The 15,954-nt window shown below is 44.8% G+C and carries 17 protein-coding genes; all 17 read left to right on the forward strand.

The window, feature by feature from the left end:
* Positions 1–33: 33 nt before the first annotated feature.
* The 17 genes from ACYVRS_RS14055 to fliY all read left to right on the forward strand — a co-directional run bounded on the left by ACYVRS_RS14055 (position 34) and on the right by fliY (position 15,877).
* A complete protein-coding gene (locus ACYVRS_RS14055) occupies positions 34–1,101 on the forward strand; it encodes an EscU/YscU/HrcU family type III secretion system export apparatus switch protein (protein ID WP_461203586.1) in 1,068 nt (355 codons plus the stop codon).
* A 20-nt stretch (positions 1,102–1,121) separates the two neighbouring features.
* A complete protein-coding gene (gene flhA, locus ACYVRS_RS14060) occupies positions 1,122–3,194 on the forward strand; it encodes a flagellar biosynthesis protein FlhA (RefSeq protein WP_312542387.1) in 2,073 nt (690 codons plus the stop codon).
* A 29-nt stretch (positions 3,195–3,223) separates the two neighbouring features.
* Entirely contained in the window at positions 3,224–3,934 is a 711-nt protein-coding gene (locus ACYVRS_RS14065; protein ID WP_312542390.1) for a sigma-70 family RNA polymerase sigma factor, read from the forward strand.
* A complete protein-coding gene (locus ACYVRS_RS14070) occupies positions 3,931–4,632 on the forward strand; it encodes a flagellar hook-basal body protein (RefSeq protein ID WP_461203587.1) in 702 nt (233 codons plus the stop codon). The genes ACYVRS_RS14065 and ACYVRS_RS14070 overlap by 4 nt, the downstream gene beginning before the upstream one ends.
* A gap of 10 nt (positions 4,633–4,642) precedes the next feature.
* Positions 4,643–5,422 (forward strand): flagellar hook-basal body protein, encoded by a 780-nt coding sequence (locus ACYVRS_RS14075; RefSeq protein ID WP_461203588.1) that lies wholly within the window; start codon positions 4,643–4,645, stop codon positions 5,420–5,422.
* A 12-nt stretch (positions 5,423–5,434) separates the two neighbouring features.
* Positions 5,435–6,145 (forward strand): cell division ATP-binding protein FtsE, encoded by a 711-nt coding sequence (locus ACYVRS_RS14080; RefSeq protein ID WP_054116996.1) that lies wholly within the window; start codon positions 5,435–5,437, stop codon positions 6,143–6,145.
* Positions 6,146–6,304: 159 nt separating this feature from the next.
* Entirely contained in the window at positions 6,305–7,600 is a 1,296-nt protein-coding gene (locus tag ACYVRS_RS14085; RefSeq protein ID WP_461203589.1) for a methyl-accepting chemotaxis protein, read from the forward strand.
* An 11-nt stretch (positions 7,601–7,611) separates the two neighbouring features.
* Positions 7,612–8,109 carry a chemotaxis protein CheW gene (locus tag ACYVRS_RS14090; RefSeq protein ID WP_313510340.1) on the forward strand — a complete coding sequence of 166 codons (498 nt, stop codon included), beginning with the start codon at positions 7,612–7,614 and terminating at the stop codon, positions 8,107–8,109.
* On the forward strand, positions 8,078–8,590 hold the full coding sequence (locus tag ACYVRS_RS14095) for a chemotaxis protein CheD (RefSeq protein ID WP_461203603.1): 513 nt from the start codon (positions 8,078–8,080) through the stop codon (positions 8,588–8,590). Before ACYVRS_RS14090 ends, ACYVRS_RS14095 begins: the two co-directional genes overlap by 32 nt.
* Positions 8,591–8,605: 15 nt before the next feature.
* Positions 8,606–9,610: a chemotaxis-specific protein-glutamate methyltransferase CheB gene (gene cheB, locus ACYVRS_RS14100; protein ID WP_461203590.1), complete on the forward strand. Its 1,005-nt coding sequence runs from the start codon at positions 8,606–8,608 to the stop codon at positions 9,608–9,610.
* A gap of 4 nt (positions 9,611–9,614) precedes the next feature.
* On the forward strand, positions 9,615–10,388 hold the full coding sequence (locus ACYVRS_RS14105; RefSeq protein WP_461203591.1) for a CheR family methyltransferase: 774 nt from the start codon (positions 9,615–9,617) through the stop codon (positions 10,386–10,388).
* A 21-nt stretch (positions 10,389–10,409) separates the two neighbouring features.
* On the forward strand, positions 10,410–12,431 hold the full coding sequence (locus ACYVRS_RS14110) for a chemotaxis protein CheW (protein WP_461203592.1): 2,022 nt from the start codon (positions 10,410–10,412) through the stop codon (positions 12,429–12,431).
* On the forward strand, positions 12,428–13,012 hold the full coding sequence (locus ACYVRS_RS14115; protein WP_313510331.1) for a chemotaxis protein CheC: 585 nt from the start codon (positions 12,428–12,430) through the stop codon (positions 13,010–13,012). Before ACYVRS_RS14110 ends, ACYVRS_RS14115 begins: the two co-directional genes overlap by 4 nt.
* A 14-nt stretch (positions 13,013–13,026) precedes the next feature.
* Positions 13,027–13,389 (forward strand): response regulator, encoded by a 363-nt coding sequence (locus ACYVRS_RS14120; protein ID WP_054117002.1) that lies wholly within the window; start codon positions 13,027–13,029, stop codon positions 13,387–13,389.
* A 17-nt stretch (positions 13,390–13,406) separates the two neighbouring features.
* The gene (locus ACYVRS_RS14125) at positions 13,407–13,796 is read left to right on the forward strand and encodes a chemotaxis protein CheW (protein WP_054117003.1); all 390 of its coding nucleotides are present in this window, start codon (positions 13,407–13,409) and stop codon (positions 13,794–13,796) included.
* 15 nt (positions 13,797–13,811) lie between these two features.
* Complete coding sequence (fliM, locus tag ACYVRS_RS14130; RefSeq protein WP_312542403.1) at positions 13,812–14,819, forward strand: flagellar motor switch protein FliM; 1,008 nt, start codon at positions 13,812–13,814, stop codon at positions 14,817–14,819.
* Positions 14,819–15,877 (forward strand): flagellar motor switch phosphatase FliY, encoded by a 1,059-nt coding sequence (fliY, locus tag ACYVRS_RS14135; RefSeq protein WP_461203593.1) that lies wholly within the window; start codon positions 14,819–14,821, stop codon positions 15,875–15,877. Before fliM ends, fliY begins: the two co-directional genes overlap by 1 nt.
* Positions 15,878–15,954: the final 77 nt, after the last annotated feature.

Raw genomic sequence — 15,954 nt, forward strand, 5'->3', positions numbered from 1 at the left:
TGATGTAGGATTCAATGAAACTGAGGTGAGGAAATGGCAGACAAGGATGGGAAAACAGAGCTACCCAGTGCCAAACGATTGCGGGATGCCCGCAAAAGAGGTGAGGTACCGAAAACCCAGGAGTTGACGGCGGCGGTGTCCTTGTTGGTTTTTTCTTTTTTGCTGCTGTCATTGTGGCAATTTTTTGCCGAAACTTTCTTACCCTACTTTTCCCGGAGTTTCTCGCAATTAGCGAATTATCAAAACAGCTTCACTGAGTTGTCTAAAATTGGGATTCAGAGTATCTTGCTATTGCTGCTTTTATGCGCACCCGTCTTTCTAGTGGGGTATGGTATCGCACTTGTGACCAATTATGCGCAAGTTGGTTTGCTGTTTTCAGGTAAGCCCTTGAAGCCAGATGTCAAAAAACTCAATCCATTGAATAGCATCAAACAGCAATTTAGTACCCGTTCCCTCGCGAATTTGGCAAAAACATTGGCGAAATTTGGCATTGTCGTTTATCTTTGCTGGCGGCAATTCGTTGCAGCGGTCCCAGTCTTATTGGGGCTAAGTGAGATCGGTCTTCAAAAAACCATTTATTTTATGATTTTACGCACGAAAGCGTTGTTTTTCCAAATTTCCTTGTTTTTAGTTGTATTGGCTTTAGCAGATTATGCCTATCAAAGGTACAGTCATCGCAAAGGGTTGAAGATGACCAAACAAGAAGTCAAAGAAGAATTCAAACAAATGGAAGGCGATCCGCAAGTCAAAGCGCAACGGAAAGCCAAGTACCGCTCAATGACCCAAAATAGTATCGCCAGTGTCAAGGAAGCGACTGTCCTGATCACCAATCCGACCCATTTTGCGATCGCTATTCGCTACGATGCGGAAAATGAAGCAGTTCCGCGGGTATTGGCCAAAGGCACAGATGAATTGGCACAGCGGATGAAAGAAGAAGCGCGGAAAGCCAATATTCCTCAGATTGAAAATCGGACTGTGGCGCGCGCATTGTATAAACAAGTCTCACCAGGAGATTTGATTCCAGTGGCATTGTATGAAGCGATTGCTGAGATTATTGCGCTAGTTTATCAATTAGAAGAAGAACAACAAGGGAAGATATAGAGCATACAGGAGGAAGTAAGATGAACGAGGTTGCCGAAAAACCGAAAAAAGGCTTAGGGGTCGCCGATATTTTGATTTCAGTCATTGTACTGGGCATCATCGGCTTGATCATTATTCCTTTGCCAGCAGCCTTGCTGGATCTATTGATCATTATCAATATAACGATCGCAATCAATATTTTGCTGATCACATTATTCACACGTTCAGTCTTGGAGTTCGCAACATTTCCGACCCTGCTCTTGATCACAACCATGTTTCGCTTAGGGTTGAATTTGTCTTCTACCCGTTTGATATTGACGCAAGGCAATGGCGGACATGTGATTGATGCCTTTGCCAATGTAGTAGCTGGCAGCAATTATATCGTCGGGATCATTTTGTTTGTCATTATTATGGTTGTTCAATTGGTGGTAGTGACCAATGGTGCTGGCCGAGTTTCTGAAGTTACGGCTCGATTTACACTGGATGCGATGCCTGGTAAACAAATGGCCATCGATTCTGATTTGAATGCGGGATTGATCACGGAAGCAGATGCCCGCAAACGCCGGAAAGATCTGCAAAGAGAAGCAGACTTTTTTGGTTCAATGGATGGAGCCAGCAAGTTTGTCAAAGGGGATGCGATTGCAGGTATTTTGATCACAGTGATTAATTTGCTTGGCGGTGCGATCATCTTTTCAATGGCTGGTCAGCTGACGATTATGGAAGCTTTTGCTCAATTCGGTAAATTGGCGATTGGCGATGGTTTGGTCAGTTCGATTCCTTCCTTATTGATTTCGATTGCCTCAGGGGTCATTGTGACCCGCTCTGACAATGACAGTTCTTTCGGTTTGGATATTGCAGCAGACGTCATGCGCAATCCGCAACTGTTTAGAATCGTTGGTGGAATCTTATTCGTCTTAGCGCTAGTGCCCGGGTTCCCATTCTTCTATTTTGCCTTGGTTGGTGTCTTGTTGTTTGCCGCAAGTTTCTTTGTGACGCAAAAGGAAGAGAAACAACGGGTCGAACAAAAGCAATGGGCGCAAAAACTGGCATTGGAGCGCAAAAAAGAAGCCCAAGAAGAGGACGATTCTGTCGCTTCCTTCCAAGTGGAGCCGATTTCGATTGAGATTGGCTATGGGTTGATTCCAATCGTCGATAGTTCCATCGACAATAGTCTGATGAATCGAATCGTGTCCATCCGCAAACAAAGCGCCCGAGAGTTGGGTATTTTGGTCAGCCCCGTTCGGATCAGAGATAATTTATATCTAGATGCCAATGACTATGTCATCAAAATTCGGGGCAATGAAGTCGGACGCGGTGATATTTATCCAAACAAAATCATGGTGATCAGCCCCAACGAAGAGCCTTTTCCTTTCCAAGGAATCGCCACCAAAGAGCCAGCCTTTCATTTGGATGCTATGTGGATCGATGAGCATGACCGGGAAATGGCGGATCTGCAAGGATTTACGATTATTGAACCATTAACGGTCATTGCGACGCATTTGAAAGAAATTATTTATGCCCACGCACCAGAACTATTGGGCAGACAAGAAGTCAAGAAGCTGCTGGAAGGGATCAAAGAGCAATACAATGTGGTGATCGATGAGTTGATCCCGGATATTTTGCGCTTAGGGGAAGTGCAAAAAGTGTTGCAAAATCTCTTAGAAGAACAGATCCCAATCAATGATCTAGCAACCATTTTAGAAACCTTGGCGGATTATGGGATGGTTTCGAAAGATATTGAAATCTTGACTGAATATGTGCGGCAAGCGTTGAAGCGAACGATTGCGGCAAAATATGCCCAAGATCAAGTCGTTCAAGTTGCAGTCATTCAACCAAAACTGGAAGAAACGATTGCCCAAAGCATTCAAAAAACAGCGACAGGTTCCTATCCGGTATTGAAACCAGACACTGTGACTAAGATTTTGGACTCGATCAATACGATCCAACATGCGGCTATTGCGCAAAATATCAGTTTTGTGATTTTGGCTTCGCCAAAGATCAGATTATCTTTCAAAAAAATGATTGCCTTCAATTTTCCTGATGTGGCGGTCTTATCGTTGAACGAAATTCCCAACGAAGTGGCAATTGAAACCGTCGGAAGTATCGAAATTTAGACCGCTAGTCGAAGAAAGGAGTGTAGCCTGTGTACGAAGTAGATCGTGAAGCAGAGATCATCAAATACTTGCCCTTAGTTGAGCGCGTCGTTCAAAGACTGTCGATCAAGACCGCTGATTACGAGCAAGGTGATCTTTACAATATTGGTGTGATTGGCTTGATGGATGCACTGCATAAATTCGATGCCAGCAAAAAAGTGCCCTTTGAAAGTTATGCTGCGATCCGCATCAAAGGCGCAATCATTGATGAAGTCCGCAAACATGCCAAAATCTCTCGCTATAAAATGGCAGCGGTCAATCAGTTTTATCAAGCACGGCAAGAACTAGAACAACAGTATAAACGAGAAGCTACGGATGCTGAAATCAGCAAAAAATTAGGCATCAATCGCAGCCAACTGGCGGATATTTATGAGAGTCTACACTTTTTAGCCAGTGTATCTTTGGAAGATACTTTGTTTGCGTATCAAGAAGAAGGGCTAACCTTAAAAGACATGATCAGTGATCAAGATGCGGAGCATGTTGAAGATACGTTGGTAAAAGCCGAACAAAAGGCAGCATTGGTCGCTTGCATCAAGCGGTTAGGAGAAAGAGAACAGCTAGTTCTCAGTCTGTATTATACAGAAGAGCTGACATTAAAAGAAATCGCCGAAATATTGGAAGTATCGGTTCCGCGGGTCTCACAGATCCATGGGAAAACGATTGCCAAATTAAGGGGATTGATCGAGGAGGAACTTGCATGATCCGTGGACTAGATATTATTTCTCGCAATATGGCTATTTTACAAAAAAGACAGGAAACAACGAGCGGCAACATCGCCAATGTCAACACAACCGGCTACCAAGCCAAACAACTTTTTCAATCCACATTGGCAGAAGTCGGTTTACATAATTATCAAGGCGGCAGCGAGGCTGATACCCGGCAAGATATTGGCGGTTTAGCGTTAGGCAACCAATTGTCAGGATCCGCCATCGATCAAAGCCAAGGACCTTTGAAAGAAACTGGCAATCAAACGGATTTTGCGCTGCAATCAGCAGGGTATTTTGTGGTCCGCAATCAAGCAGGAGAACAACTGTACACTAGAAATGGCGACTTTACTGTCAATCAACAAAATCAATTGGTGACCCAAGAAGGCTATACAGTCATAGGAGCAAATGGACAAGCTATTGATGCAGCGGGGACTGCTGATTTTCAAATCAGGGCCTTTGATCAAGAGACATTGACCAGTGATGGACAGAACTATCTGATGAGTACTGCAGCCGGTACGCTGGTGGCTGAACCAAACCTCCAACAAGGCTATTTGGAGCAAGCCAATATCTCAGTATCTGACGAGATGGTCGCCATGATCCAGACCTCTCGTGAATTTGAAGCCAACCAGAAAGTGTTGAGTTCCACCAATCAAACGCTGCAAAAAGCAGTCAATGAATTAGGAAAGATTTGAGGATGATACGATGACGATCAATGGGACATTACAAATCAGTCGTTCAGGACTTAAAAGCTTACAAACCAATTTGGATAATACGGCCAACAATATCGCCAATGTCAATACGACGGGTTATCAAGCACAAACCACCCATTTTCAAGGGTTGATAGATAATGCACTAGGCGCTGAAGAAGCACTATTTACCGGGAATATTGATGACTATCAGACCTCTGCAGGGTCAGCAGCCACCACTACGACCAGTTTTGCGCAAGGCAATTTGACAAGCAGTGCACAACCTTTAGATGTAGCCATTCAAGGGTCGGGTTTCTTCGGTGTCCAAGCCGATGGCCAACTGTTGTTGACGCGGGCCGGCAGTTTCCACCTTAGCGACACCAAACAATTGGTGAATAGCCAAGGTTATCCAGTGGCCATGACAACGACGGTCGCTAATGGGCAATGGCCATCGGCGGATCAAATCCAAATCAGCACCAATGGGCAGCTTACGACGGAACAAAATGGCCAAACGGTGGTTTTGGGCCAATTGACGCTATATCAACCGCAAAACACAGATGCGTTACAGCCGATGGGAGATCAACTGTATCAAGCAACAGGCCAGACCCTCATGACCTCTCAGACGACACCAGATATTTTCGGTACGATCAACCAATTTCAGTTGGAGGACGCCAATGTGGATCTGGCTGGGTCCATGACAGAATTATTGACGACACAACGGGCTTACGCCTTGAACACAAAAGCCATGCAGACAACAGATGATATGTGGGCGGTCGTGAACCGCTTTACCGATTAAAGGAGAAGAAGGATGATTCGCTTAACTAAAGTCAGCAAACAATTCAAGAATGGGACTTGGGGATTGATGGATATTTCAATGTCGATCCCACAAGGTGAATTTATCTATGTTGTTGGTCCGAGCGGCGCCGGTAAATCGACATTGTTCAAACTGCTGCTGAAAGAAGAGGAGTCATCAACAGGGGCGATCCAGATTGGCAATGTTCTGTTATCACAAGTCAAAGAACGCCAGCTCTATATGATTCGGCGTCAAGTTGGCGTGATTGGACAGGAAGATTTGCTCCTGCCATATCTGACGAGTGCCCAAAATGTCGACTACGCGTTGCGTGTTCTGGGCCTTTCAAGAAAAATCAGGCAGGAAAAAACCACCAAAGCACTAGCGTTGGTGGGCATGCTCCCGTATAAAGACCGTCTGCCGGAAGAATTATCTGCCGGACAGCGCAAAAAAATTGCCATTGCCCGTGCGATTGTGACTGACCCTGCTGTTTTGATCGCGGATGAGCCTACTGGCAACTTAGATGTTAAATCCGCTGTCGAGATCATGAAGCTGTTTTTGCGCATCAATCAACTGGGAACGACTGTTTTATTGGCTACCCATGACAGTACAATGGTCAATTCAGTCCGCAACCGTGTCTTAGAATTCAACAATGGCCGCTTGGTCCGTGACGAGCAGCAAGGTGGCTATACAAAATATGCAGACCCAAAAGATACATATGTCTGGTAAGACAGCTTAACTTTTCTGGCAAATGATCCGATTAAGGAACTAGAAGATTGTTTTCATAATCGGATCAAGAGGGAGTGAAACATGGGGTATCAAGTGAAGAGCGAATCTTGATAAAACCAATACCACAACTGCGTAGTTTGCAAAGGAAAGGATACTGTCATGAAGAAAAAGATACAAACTGCCATCAAAAAAATCCGCCTCGCTGCACTGATTCCTATCGGATTCACGTTGCTGGTGTTGCTGGGCTGTTACTTTTTTGTCATCCATGGACATGGAGATGCACAAATCGCCAGAAGTTTCATCCTATTTTCAGTTATCGTCCTGTTATTAGAAATCATCTTGCTGGTAGCGATGGCTTATCTCATCAAAAAACAAGCAACTAGCGGAATGGACACCCTCTTATCCGAACTAGAAACTGTGAGTTCAGGGGATCTTTCGCATATCGAAGACATTGGCACTGACGATCAAACATCGACCTTTGGCCAAGTACAAAATCGATTTCAAGGTGTTTTGAATACGTTCAAAGCAGTTATCGTTGGGATGCATGAAGAAAGCAGTCGAATGGGAAAAATGGTGGGGGATTTGACAAGTACATCAAAAAATGCCAAAAACTCCATTGAAAATGTGCGTCAGACAATGAATGCCATTGCGGATGCCACCAGTTCACAAGCGTCGGAAGCAGAACAAACGTCTTTCGATATGGATGATTTGGCGTTGAGCATCGAAGAGATCCACAAAGAGATCGAATTGATGAACGGCTACGTTGGACAATCACAAAATAGCAATATCCATAACTCAGAAATGATGTTCCATGTCTTTGAAAGCTGGGAAATCGAGCGCCAAAACCAAGCAGAATTGGTTGAAGGCATGAATGACATGAATGAAGATATCCAAAGTATCGGAAAAATCGTCCAATTGATCAACAATATTTCAGATCAAACCAATTTGTTGGCTTTGAATGCGTCCATCGAAGCCGCTCGGGCGGGAGAAGCTGGCCGCGGGTTTGCCATTGTCGCTGAAGAAGTACGTAGTTTGGCAGAACAAAGCAGTCAATCGACAAAGAGTATTCGCAGTATCATCGAAGCGATTCGCAAGAAATCAGAAAAAGTCGTTTCTGCTGTAACAGAATCCTTTGAAGGCGGCGAAAAGCAAACCAATAATATCAACAAAGCCATCGAATCTGCCAATGAAATATCGGATGTTGTGGAAAAATTAGTGTCAAGTATTCAAGCAGTAGAAGCCCACATCACGGGAATCGTTGAGAAAAAGGATATGGTTCAAGTATCCGTCAGCAATATCTCGGCAGCTGTTTCAGAAACTTCGGCCGGCACCCAAGAGGTGACTGCCAACTTAGAAGATTTCTATTTGGTGGTAGAAGAATTTGAACAAAACGTCCAAGAAATCGAAACGATTGCGACGATTCTAAAATTCCAAGTAGATAGTTTTACATTTTGACGAAGGGAGTAATGGCTAAGATGGAGCAATATGTGATATTCAAAAGTCATCAACAGCTTTTTGCCATTGAGATCCAACATGTGGTGCGGGTCGTTGAAGCAAGTACATTCACCCCGTTGCCTGAAGTTGCTGATTTTGTCTTGGGTGTGCAATCAATTGAATCTGCGATGGTACCGATCATTGACGCCCGCAAGAAGTTATTCCACTCCTTCACCGCAGACTCCGGACAAAATGTCATTCTCTTATGTCAGTGGAAAGACAAGTCAATTGGTCTTTATGTCGAGGAAATCGTGGGTATCCAGCCGTTGTCAGAAACCGAGAATCAGCAAGATCTTGCAGTGACTGGATTGAAACAAGATTATGTCACAGCTTTTCTACAGAAAGAAGATGCCTTAGTGCTGGCATTAGATTTAGATTTTCTCTTCAGCTATGAAGAAGAAGCAGCATTGCTGGCAGGCATCAATGCTTACCGGGATGATGACGATGGCGCAAATGCTGACGACGAGTGAAGAAGTCCATGTGGGCATCTCTGAGTATAAAATTGCCGCCGCACCAGCAAAGCTCATGACTGTCGGTCTAGGTTCTTGTATCGGCACGATCGTTTATGACCGTCAAAATCAGATTGGCGGCTTAAGTCATATCATGTTGCCAGATAGTCAACCCTTCGCGCATCGACAGACGGTCAAAATCGAGAAATTCGCTGATTTAGCCTTGCCGGCGATGGTGGCGGAACTCAAACGGCTGCTGCCAGACGCCAAACTGAAAGCAAAGATTGTTGGCGGCGCCAATATGTTTGCTTTTAAACATATCCAAGAAACAGAAACGATCGGCGAAAGAAATATTGCCGCTGTCGAAGGGATTCTGGCCCAATTGGGCATCCCGATCGTCGGAAAACATGTCGGTGGTTCAGCTGGCAGAACAATGATCGTTGATTTACGAGATTTCCAGACGGTGGTTCGTCAAGCAAACAAGGAAATCGTTTATTTATAAAAGGAGTACGTCAAAATGAAAAAAGTGATGATCGTCGATGATTCGGCATTTATGCGCAAAGTGGTGACGGATCTATTGCATCAAATGCCAGATGTTGAAGTAGCAGCTGCTGCCCGAAATGGCAAACAAGCCCTTGATTTCCTGGCCAAAGAATCCTTCGATTTGGTGGTCATGGATGTAGAAATGCCAGTCATGAATGGATTGGATACCTTGAAGGCGATCAAATCCAGTTCAAGTACGCCAGTGATCATGCTGAGTGCCTCAAGCAATCAAGAAACGACGATTGAAGCATTGGCGCTAGGTGCCCGTGACTTTGTGGAAAAGCCCCTCAATTTATCGACCATCCAAGCGGAATGGATCGAGGAATTTCATCAAAAGATCGCGTCGATCGATCAACCGCTGATTGCGACACCAGCCAGATCTACCGCAGCTATGACCAAATTGACACCGCATCAACTGCCTACGGCTTTGCAGGCGTTGGTGATTGGTGCTTCTACCGGCGGGCCGCGGGCGCTGCTAGGGATCATTCGGCAATTGCCTGCTCGGCTGCGCTGTCCGATTTTTATCGTTCAGCATATGCCGGCTGGGTTCACTGCATCATTTGCCAAACGGTTAGATACTGAAACCCAGACCCCCGTCCATGAGGTCGTAGATGGCATGCCGATCACCAATCACATTTATCTATGTCCTGGGGATTATCACATGACGATCCAACAAGGGCGTTTATACCTAAATCAAGAGCCAAAACTACACGGTACGCGTCCGGCAGTGGACTTTCTGTTTCACTCAGCAGCCCGCGCGTACCCCCAGCAATTGGCGGCAGTGGTTTTGACCGGCATGGGAAAAGACGGAACAGCAGGCTTGCGCAGTATTCAAGAAGTAGGCGGCTATACGATCGTTCAAGACAAAGAGAGCTGTACAGTCTTCGGCATGCCCCGGTATGCCATAGAACAAGGGGTGGTTGATGAGGTCTTGCCTTTATCAAGCATTGAAACAAAAATTGCACAGATGGTTAGGTGAAATGATGGATACTGAATTTTCCTTATTCAATACATGGGTCGAACAGACATTAGGGATTCGATTGGCGGATTACAAAGAAAATCAAATGCAGCGTCGTATCTTGACGATCATGGCCCATAGCGGCGCCAACAATTTACAAGAGTATCAGCAGTTGATCGTCGCAGATCCAACAGTTAAAGCGGCCTTTTTATCCCATATCACGATCAACGTGACAGAATTTTACCGCAATAAAGTCTTATTTGATGCTTTCGAGCGGATTTTGACTACGCAGATCCTGCCTGCCAACACCAGTCCAAAAATTTGGAGTGCGGCTTGCTCAATTGGTGCGGAACCTTACACGATCGCGATGATCTTAGCGAAAAAACAAGTAACAACTGCCAATGTATTGGCAACAGATATCGATACAGTGATTTTGAACAAAGCCAAACAAGGCATCTATCGAGCGCATGAATTGCGGAATGTTCCGGCGGAAGAATTGGAACGCTATTTTACCCCCATGGAAAAAAATCAATTTCAAATCAAGCCGGCGCTAAAGCGGCAGATTCTTTTCAAGCAGCATGACTTGTTGAAAGACCGTTATGAACGCAATGTTGATGTCATTGTCTGCCGAAATGTCACGATCTACTTCAAAAGTGATGCCCGCGATACCGTCTACCAGAAGCTCAGCGATGCATTGGTACCAGGAGGTATCTTGTTTACAGGTGCAACCGAAACGATCAATTTTGCTGAAAATTTTGGCTTGAAGAAAATCGATTCATTCATTTACCAGAAAATATAACTTCGAAAAGGAGGGATCTGATTGGACGACAATAGTGTTTACCGAACGCTGTTTTTTGAAGAAACCGATGATCATTTGACTCAGTTGAATGACCATGTGCTATTGCTAGAAAGCAACCCGCAAGATATGGATCTATTAAATGACATTTTTCGTTCAGCCCATACGTTAAAAGGGATGGCAGCTACAATGGGCTATGATGTCATGACACAGCTGACGCATAAAATGGAAAATATTTTCGATTTATTCAAGACAGGTGCGCTGCCTGTCACAAATCAAGGGATATCGCTGATATTCAAGTGTCTAGATCGCTTATCTGAATTGGTAGAAGATTTGCGGGAAGAACGCACACTGCAGCCTGCGCAAATTACTGATTTGCTGCAAGAGCTGGATCAAGTGGAGCAGGGATCAACCGGAATGGCTGCTGTAACGGGCGCTAAGGATCTTACACCAGCATCGCAGCAAATGCTGCAGCCGCAGCTAGACAGGATCGATGAATCAGACCGCTATGTCATCGAACAAGCCGTCGCAGATGGCTACCATGCACTGCAAATCGCTGTACGCTTAGATGAACAGTCGTTGTTGAAAGGACCAAGAGCCTTTTTGATCATGGAAAAATTAGGTCAGGCTGGGGATATCCTTTACACGAATCCCGATGCGCAAACAATCGAAGAAGGAGCCTTTGCTTCTGATTTTTCCCTCATCTTTTTGACCCAGCTGTCTGAAGCTGAGATTGAAAAGAATATCGCCAGCAACAGTGAGATCGCGTCTTTCTTGGTCGAACCCTATGCTGCCAAGAAGGTACAAGATACGGCCGTTTCTATCGCAGCGACTGAGCCGAATGCAGTGGCGCCACAAGCCAGCAGATCAACAGCGGCAGCCCATTCAACAGCCAGCAATCAATCGATTCGGGTCGATTTGCATCGACTAGATTCATTTTTAGATTTGGTGTCTGAGTTGGTGGTCTATCGGAATCAATTGGAAGATGTCAGTGAGCGAGAACAGTTGGAAGCTGTAAAAGAACCACTAGAACATGTATCTCGTTTGACCTCCGAGCTGCAAGATTTGGTATTGCGCATCCGCATGCAGCAGGTCAATGTGGTCTTTAGCCGATTCCCACGCATGGTACGAGATCTATCCAATGAATTGCAAAAAGAAATGGATTTGGTGATCGAAGGGGAGGAAACGGAACTAGACAAAACGGTGGTTTCTGAACTAAGCGAACCACTGGTGCATTTACTTCGAAATTCCGTCGATCACGGCATCGAATCGCCAGCTGAACGAGAAGCATTAGGGAAACCGCGGAAAGGAACGATCCGCTTGGCAGCTTCTCAGGAAGGCAATCGCGTGATGATCACGTTAGAAGATGACGGGAAAGGTTTGGATCCACAAGTGATCAAAGCCAGTGCAGAGAAAAAAGGCTTGGCTACTGCAGGTCTTTCAGATGAAGAACTACAACAATTGATTTTTCATCCCGGATTTTCTACAGCCCAAGCGGTCACGAATATCTCTGGCCGGGGTGTTGGCATGGATGCCGTTCAATCAAAGATCACACAACTAGGCGGCACGATCGATATGAAGAGCCAACCGAATCAAGGGACCCAGTTTTTGATCAAATTGCCATTGACCTTGTCGATCATCCAAGCATTGATGGTTCGTGTTGGCCAAGAGGTCTTTGCGATCCCGTTGAACTTAGTCGAGCGGGTGGTCATGATCCAAGAAAGCGACTTGATCCATACCGTATCAGATGAGGTCTATCGTTATCAGGAAGAACTGATTCCAATCGTGCGCACAGATAGTTTGTTGGGCATCAAAGGAGATCAAGTGGAAAAGAAATTTGCGATCATTGTCAACAATGAGCAGCAATTCCATGGTATTTTAGCGGATGAACTCATTGGGCAACAAGAGATTGTCATCAAAAAAATCGATCCTCTGTTGCAAAAACTCAATCGTTACCAAGGGGCAACGATACTCGGGGATGGCTCTATTGCATTGATTTTGGATATTCATGCAATTTGTCAAGAAAAAGTGGTGGACACACGATGAGATACGATGCACTGCAAGTTGATGCGTTACGAGAAATGATCAATATTGGCGGCGGACATGCCGCGACGAGTCTATCTAAAATGGTGGAACAGCCCATCGATATGCGGGTGCCGGAAGTAACGGTGTTGTCCTATGAGGCGCTTTATCAGCAGATCATTGCTGAAGACCAAGAGGTGCATGTGGGGATCAGCCAAATCGAAGGCGCATTTGAAGGGATCTTATTGTTCGTGCTGTCCGAAGCCGCGGTGGCAAAACTGCAGCAGTTGATGATCCAAGGTCCGGTGTCGCCAGAAGTCAAGCAATCCATGATCAATGAAGTGACCAACATCATCACCAATTCTTTCTTGATGGCCGTCAGTCAATTGCTGGAAGTAGAGCTGACAGCGTCTCTTCCACAAGCCCACTATGACTTCTTTGGTTCAGTGATCAGTTCATTATATCTGGCCATGAATCAATATGATGATCAAGTGATGGTGATCAGAAATGAATTTATCTATGCCGAAGAAACATTAGACGCATCCCTGTTTCTGATTCCGGAAACCGGTGTACTAGAACGAATTTTTCAATCTTTAGGAATTTGAGAGGAGCACATACAATGTCAAAAAAAGTATTGATCGTTGATGACGCAGTTTTTATGCGGATGAAATTAAAGGATATCTTAGAAAAGAACGGCTATGAAGTGGTGGGAGAAGCCCAAAATGGCCAAGAAGCATTTGAAAAATATCAAGCGACTGCACCTGATTTGGTGACGATGGATATCACGATGCCGGAAGTAGATGGTTTAGAAGCATTGAAATTGATCCGTACCTTTGATGCCAGCGCGAAAGTTGTGATGTGCAGTGCGATGGGGCAACAAGGCATGGTTATGGATGCCATTCGCGCAGGAGCTGTCGATTTTATCGTTAAACCTTTTGATACAGACCGCGTGATCACAGCCATCGATAAGGCATTCGCGTAGCCAAGGAGGGGTATATCATGCAAATGATCCTGTTCAAAATGGACCAGCAGCATTATTTGATCTCTGCCGATACTGTCGAGGAAGTGATCGATGCGCCGACATTTACCCCTGTGCCGCTGGCACCAAAATGGGTGAAAGGCTTGATCAATCTGCGGGGATCCGTTGTAACGGTCATCCGTTTGGCAGAGTTGATCCCAATCACAAAGCCAAGATACGAAAGAAATGTGTTGATCATGAAAAAAGCAGATGAACGTAAAGGTGTTTTAGTTGAAGAAGTGATCGAAGTGATCGACGTCTTGCCAGAAGCCATCCAATTGAGCAAACAAGAGGCTGCTTATTCAGCTGGCATCGTGTCATTGGGTGAATCTGTAGCAAGTGTCATCAGCATCGATCAGATGATTTTTTAAAAATGGGGGATTAATGTGGATCAGGTATTGACGCAGCAAGAGATTGATTTATTGTTGAATGCGATGAGCACCGGCGAGATCGATCAGGAGATCATTGAAATAGAAGATAGACAGCCAAAAGTGAAAGCCTATGATTTTCGGCGGCCAACGAAATTATCGAAAGAATACGTCAATACCCTGCACATGATCTTCGAAGATTTTTCGAAACTCAGCAGCAGCATGTTGTCTACCCAGTTACGGACGAACGTATCTTTACAACTTGCGGCGATCGAACAAGTCAGTTACGACGAATTTATCCATTCGATCCCGAAGTTTACTTTGTTAGGGCTGTTTCATTCACAACCTTTAAGCGGCTTGCAGTTGATCGAACTCAATCCGCAACTGTGTATGCTTTTAGTAGAATTGCTTTGCGGTGGCTTAGATGTTTATCAAAACAAGCCGATTGAGATGGATCTAGGCGACAAAAAGAGTTTTACCGATATCGAAACGGCTATTTTAGAAGAAGTCGTTGCCCAATTTGTGCAAGTTTATCAAAATGTTTGGCATGATATCGTCGCGTTGGATTCCGTTTTGGATGGATTAGACACCAACCCGCAATTGCTGCAAAACATGTCACCCAATGAACCGGTTGTGCTGGTGACTTTTACCATGAAAATTTTTGATGTCAAACATTTTATCAATCTTTGTGTGCCCTACGTGTTCTTTGAAGGCATTATCGACAAGCTGAGTTTCCGCAATTGGTTTGACAGCAATCAGCCCGTCAGCCAAGAAGACAGCCTCGAATTGCAGCGGAGTTTGAATGGAGTAGGCTTGAATGTGGAAGTGTTATTGGGACATGCCCAGATGCGCTTATCCGAGTTTATCCACTTAGAAGCAGGGGACGTGATCCAACTGAACAAAAAAATCAGTGAGCCATTAGATACATATATTGACGGCAAACCTTTTTTTAGGGCCAAACCAGGTCAGCAAAACGAGCGCTTAGCCATTGAATTACTAGACAAGTTAGAAGAGGAGCAAGAATAATGAGTGAAAGTTTGACCCAAGCAGAGATCGATGCCTTGTTGAGCCAAAGTGCGCCAACACAACCAGCCGGTCTTGAAGAACAAGTAAAAGTTGATATTATCGGTGAAGTCGGCAATATTTCGATGTCCCAAGCGGCCACCACCTTGTCCTCGATCTTAGACCGTCGCGTCAGTATCACGACACCTCGGGTAGCGAAAATCAAATTTGGTGAAGTTTTGCAAGATTTGACCGCACCGAAAGTGGCGACCACTGTTGAGTTTAAAGAAGGATTGCTGGGGAGCAATTTGATGCTGCTGGAAGTCAAAGATGCCATTGTGATCGCCGACTTGATGATGGGCGGGACAGGCGAAACAGCCAACACACAATTTACTGAATTAGAGTTAAGTGCTGTGGCTGAAGCGATGAACCAAATGATTGGGACTGCCTCTACATCAATGGCGACGATGATCAGCCGGAAAGTCGATATCTTGCCACCAATCGTCAAATTATGGGAAACACCCGCCAATATTGAATATGCGGCTATCGACGCCGAAGAAGAAATCTATTGCATTTCATTTTCGCTGCGTGTTGAAGGGTTGATCGAAAGTGAAATCATGCAAATTTTCACGGACCATGTCGTCAATGATATCGCCGATGCGATGCTATCGGATAAGGCCACTGTTGTTACACGTGAAACACCAGTTGAAGAAACACCAGCAGCACCCGTTACACCTCAAGCAGCACAGATAACAGAGAAAGCACAAGTTGAAGTCAGCAAGCCAGCTTTCCAAACCCTTGCAACAAAATCCGTCAATGAGGGGGACAATTTAGACTTGATTTTAGATGTCCCACTTGATTTGAGTGTGATTTTGGGCCGCAGCAAAAAATCGATCAAGGAAATTTTATCTTTCAATACCGGTTCCGTGATTGAATTAGACAAGTTGACGGACGAACCATTAGAAATCTTATTGAATGGCAAATTGATCGCTACCGGTGAAGTTGTCGTGATCAATGAAAACTTTGGTGTTCGGATCACCAATATTCTTTCCCAAAAACAACGGATCCATAATTTACATTAATTTGTACAAAACACAAAAAAGTGAAACAAAATGGTTTAACTTTTTTGTGTTTTGTCCGATAGTATAGGGTAGAAGAA

This window comes from Enterococcus salsurae, assembly GCF_054784955.1.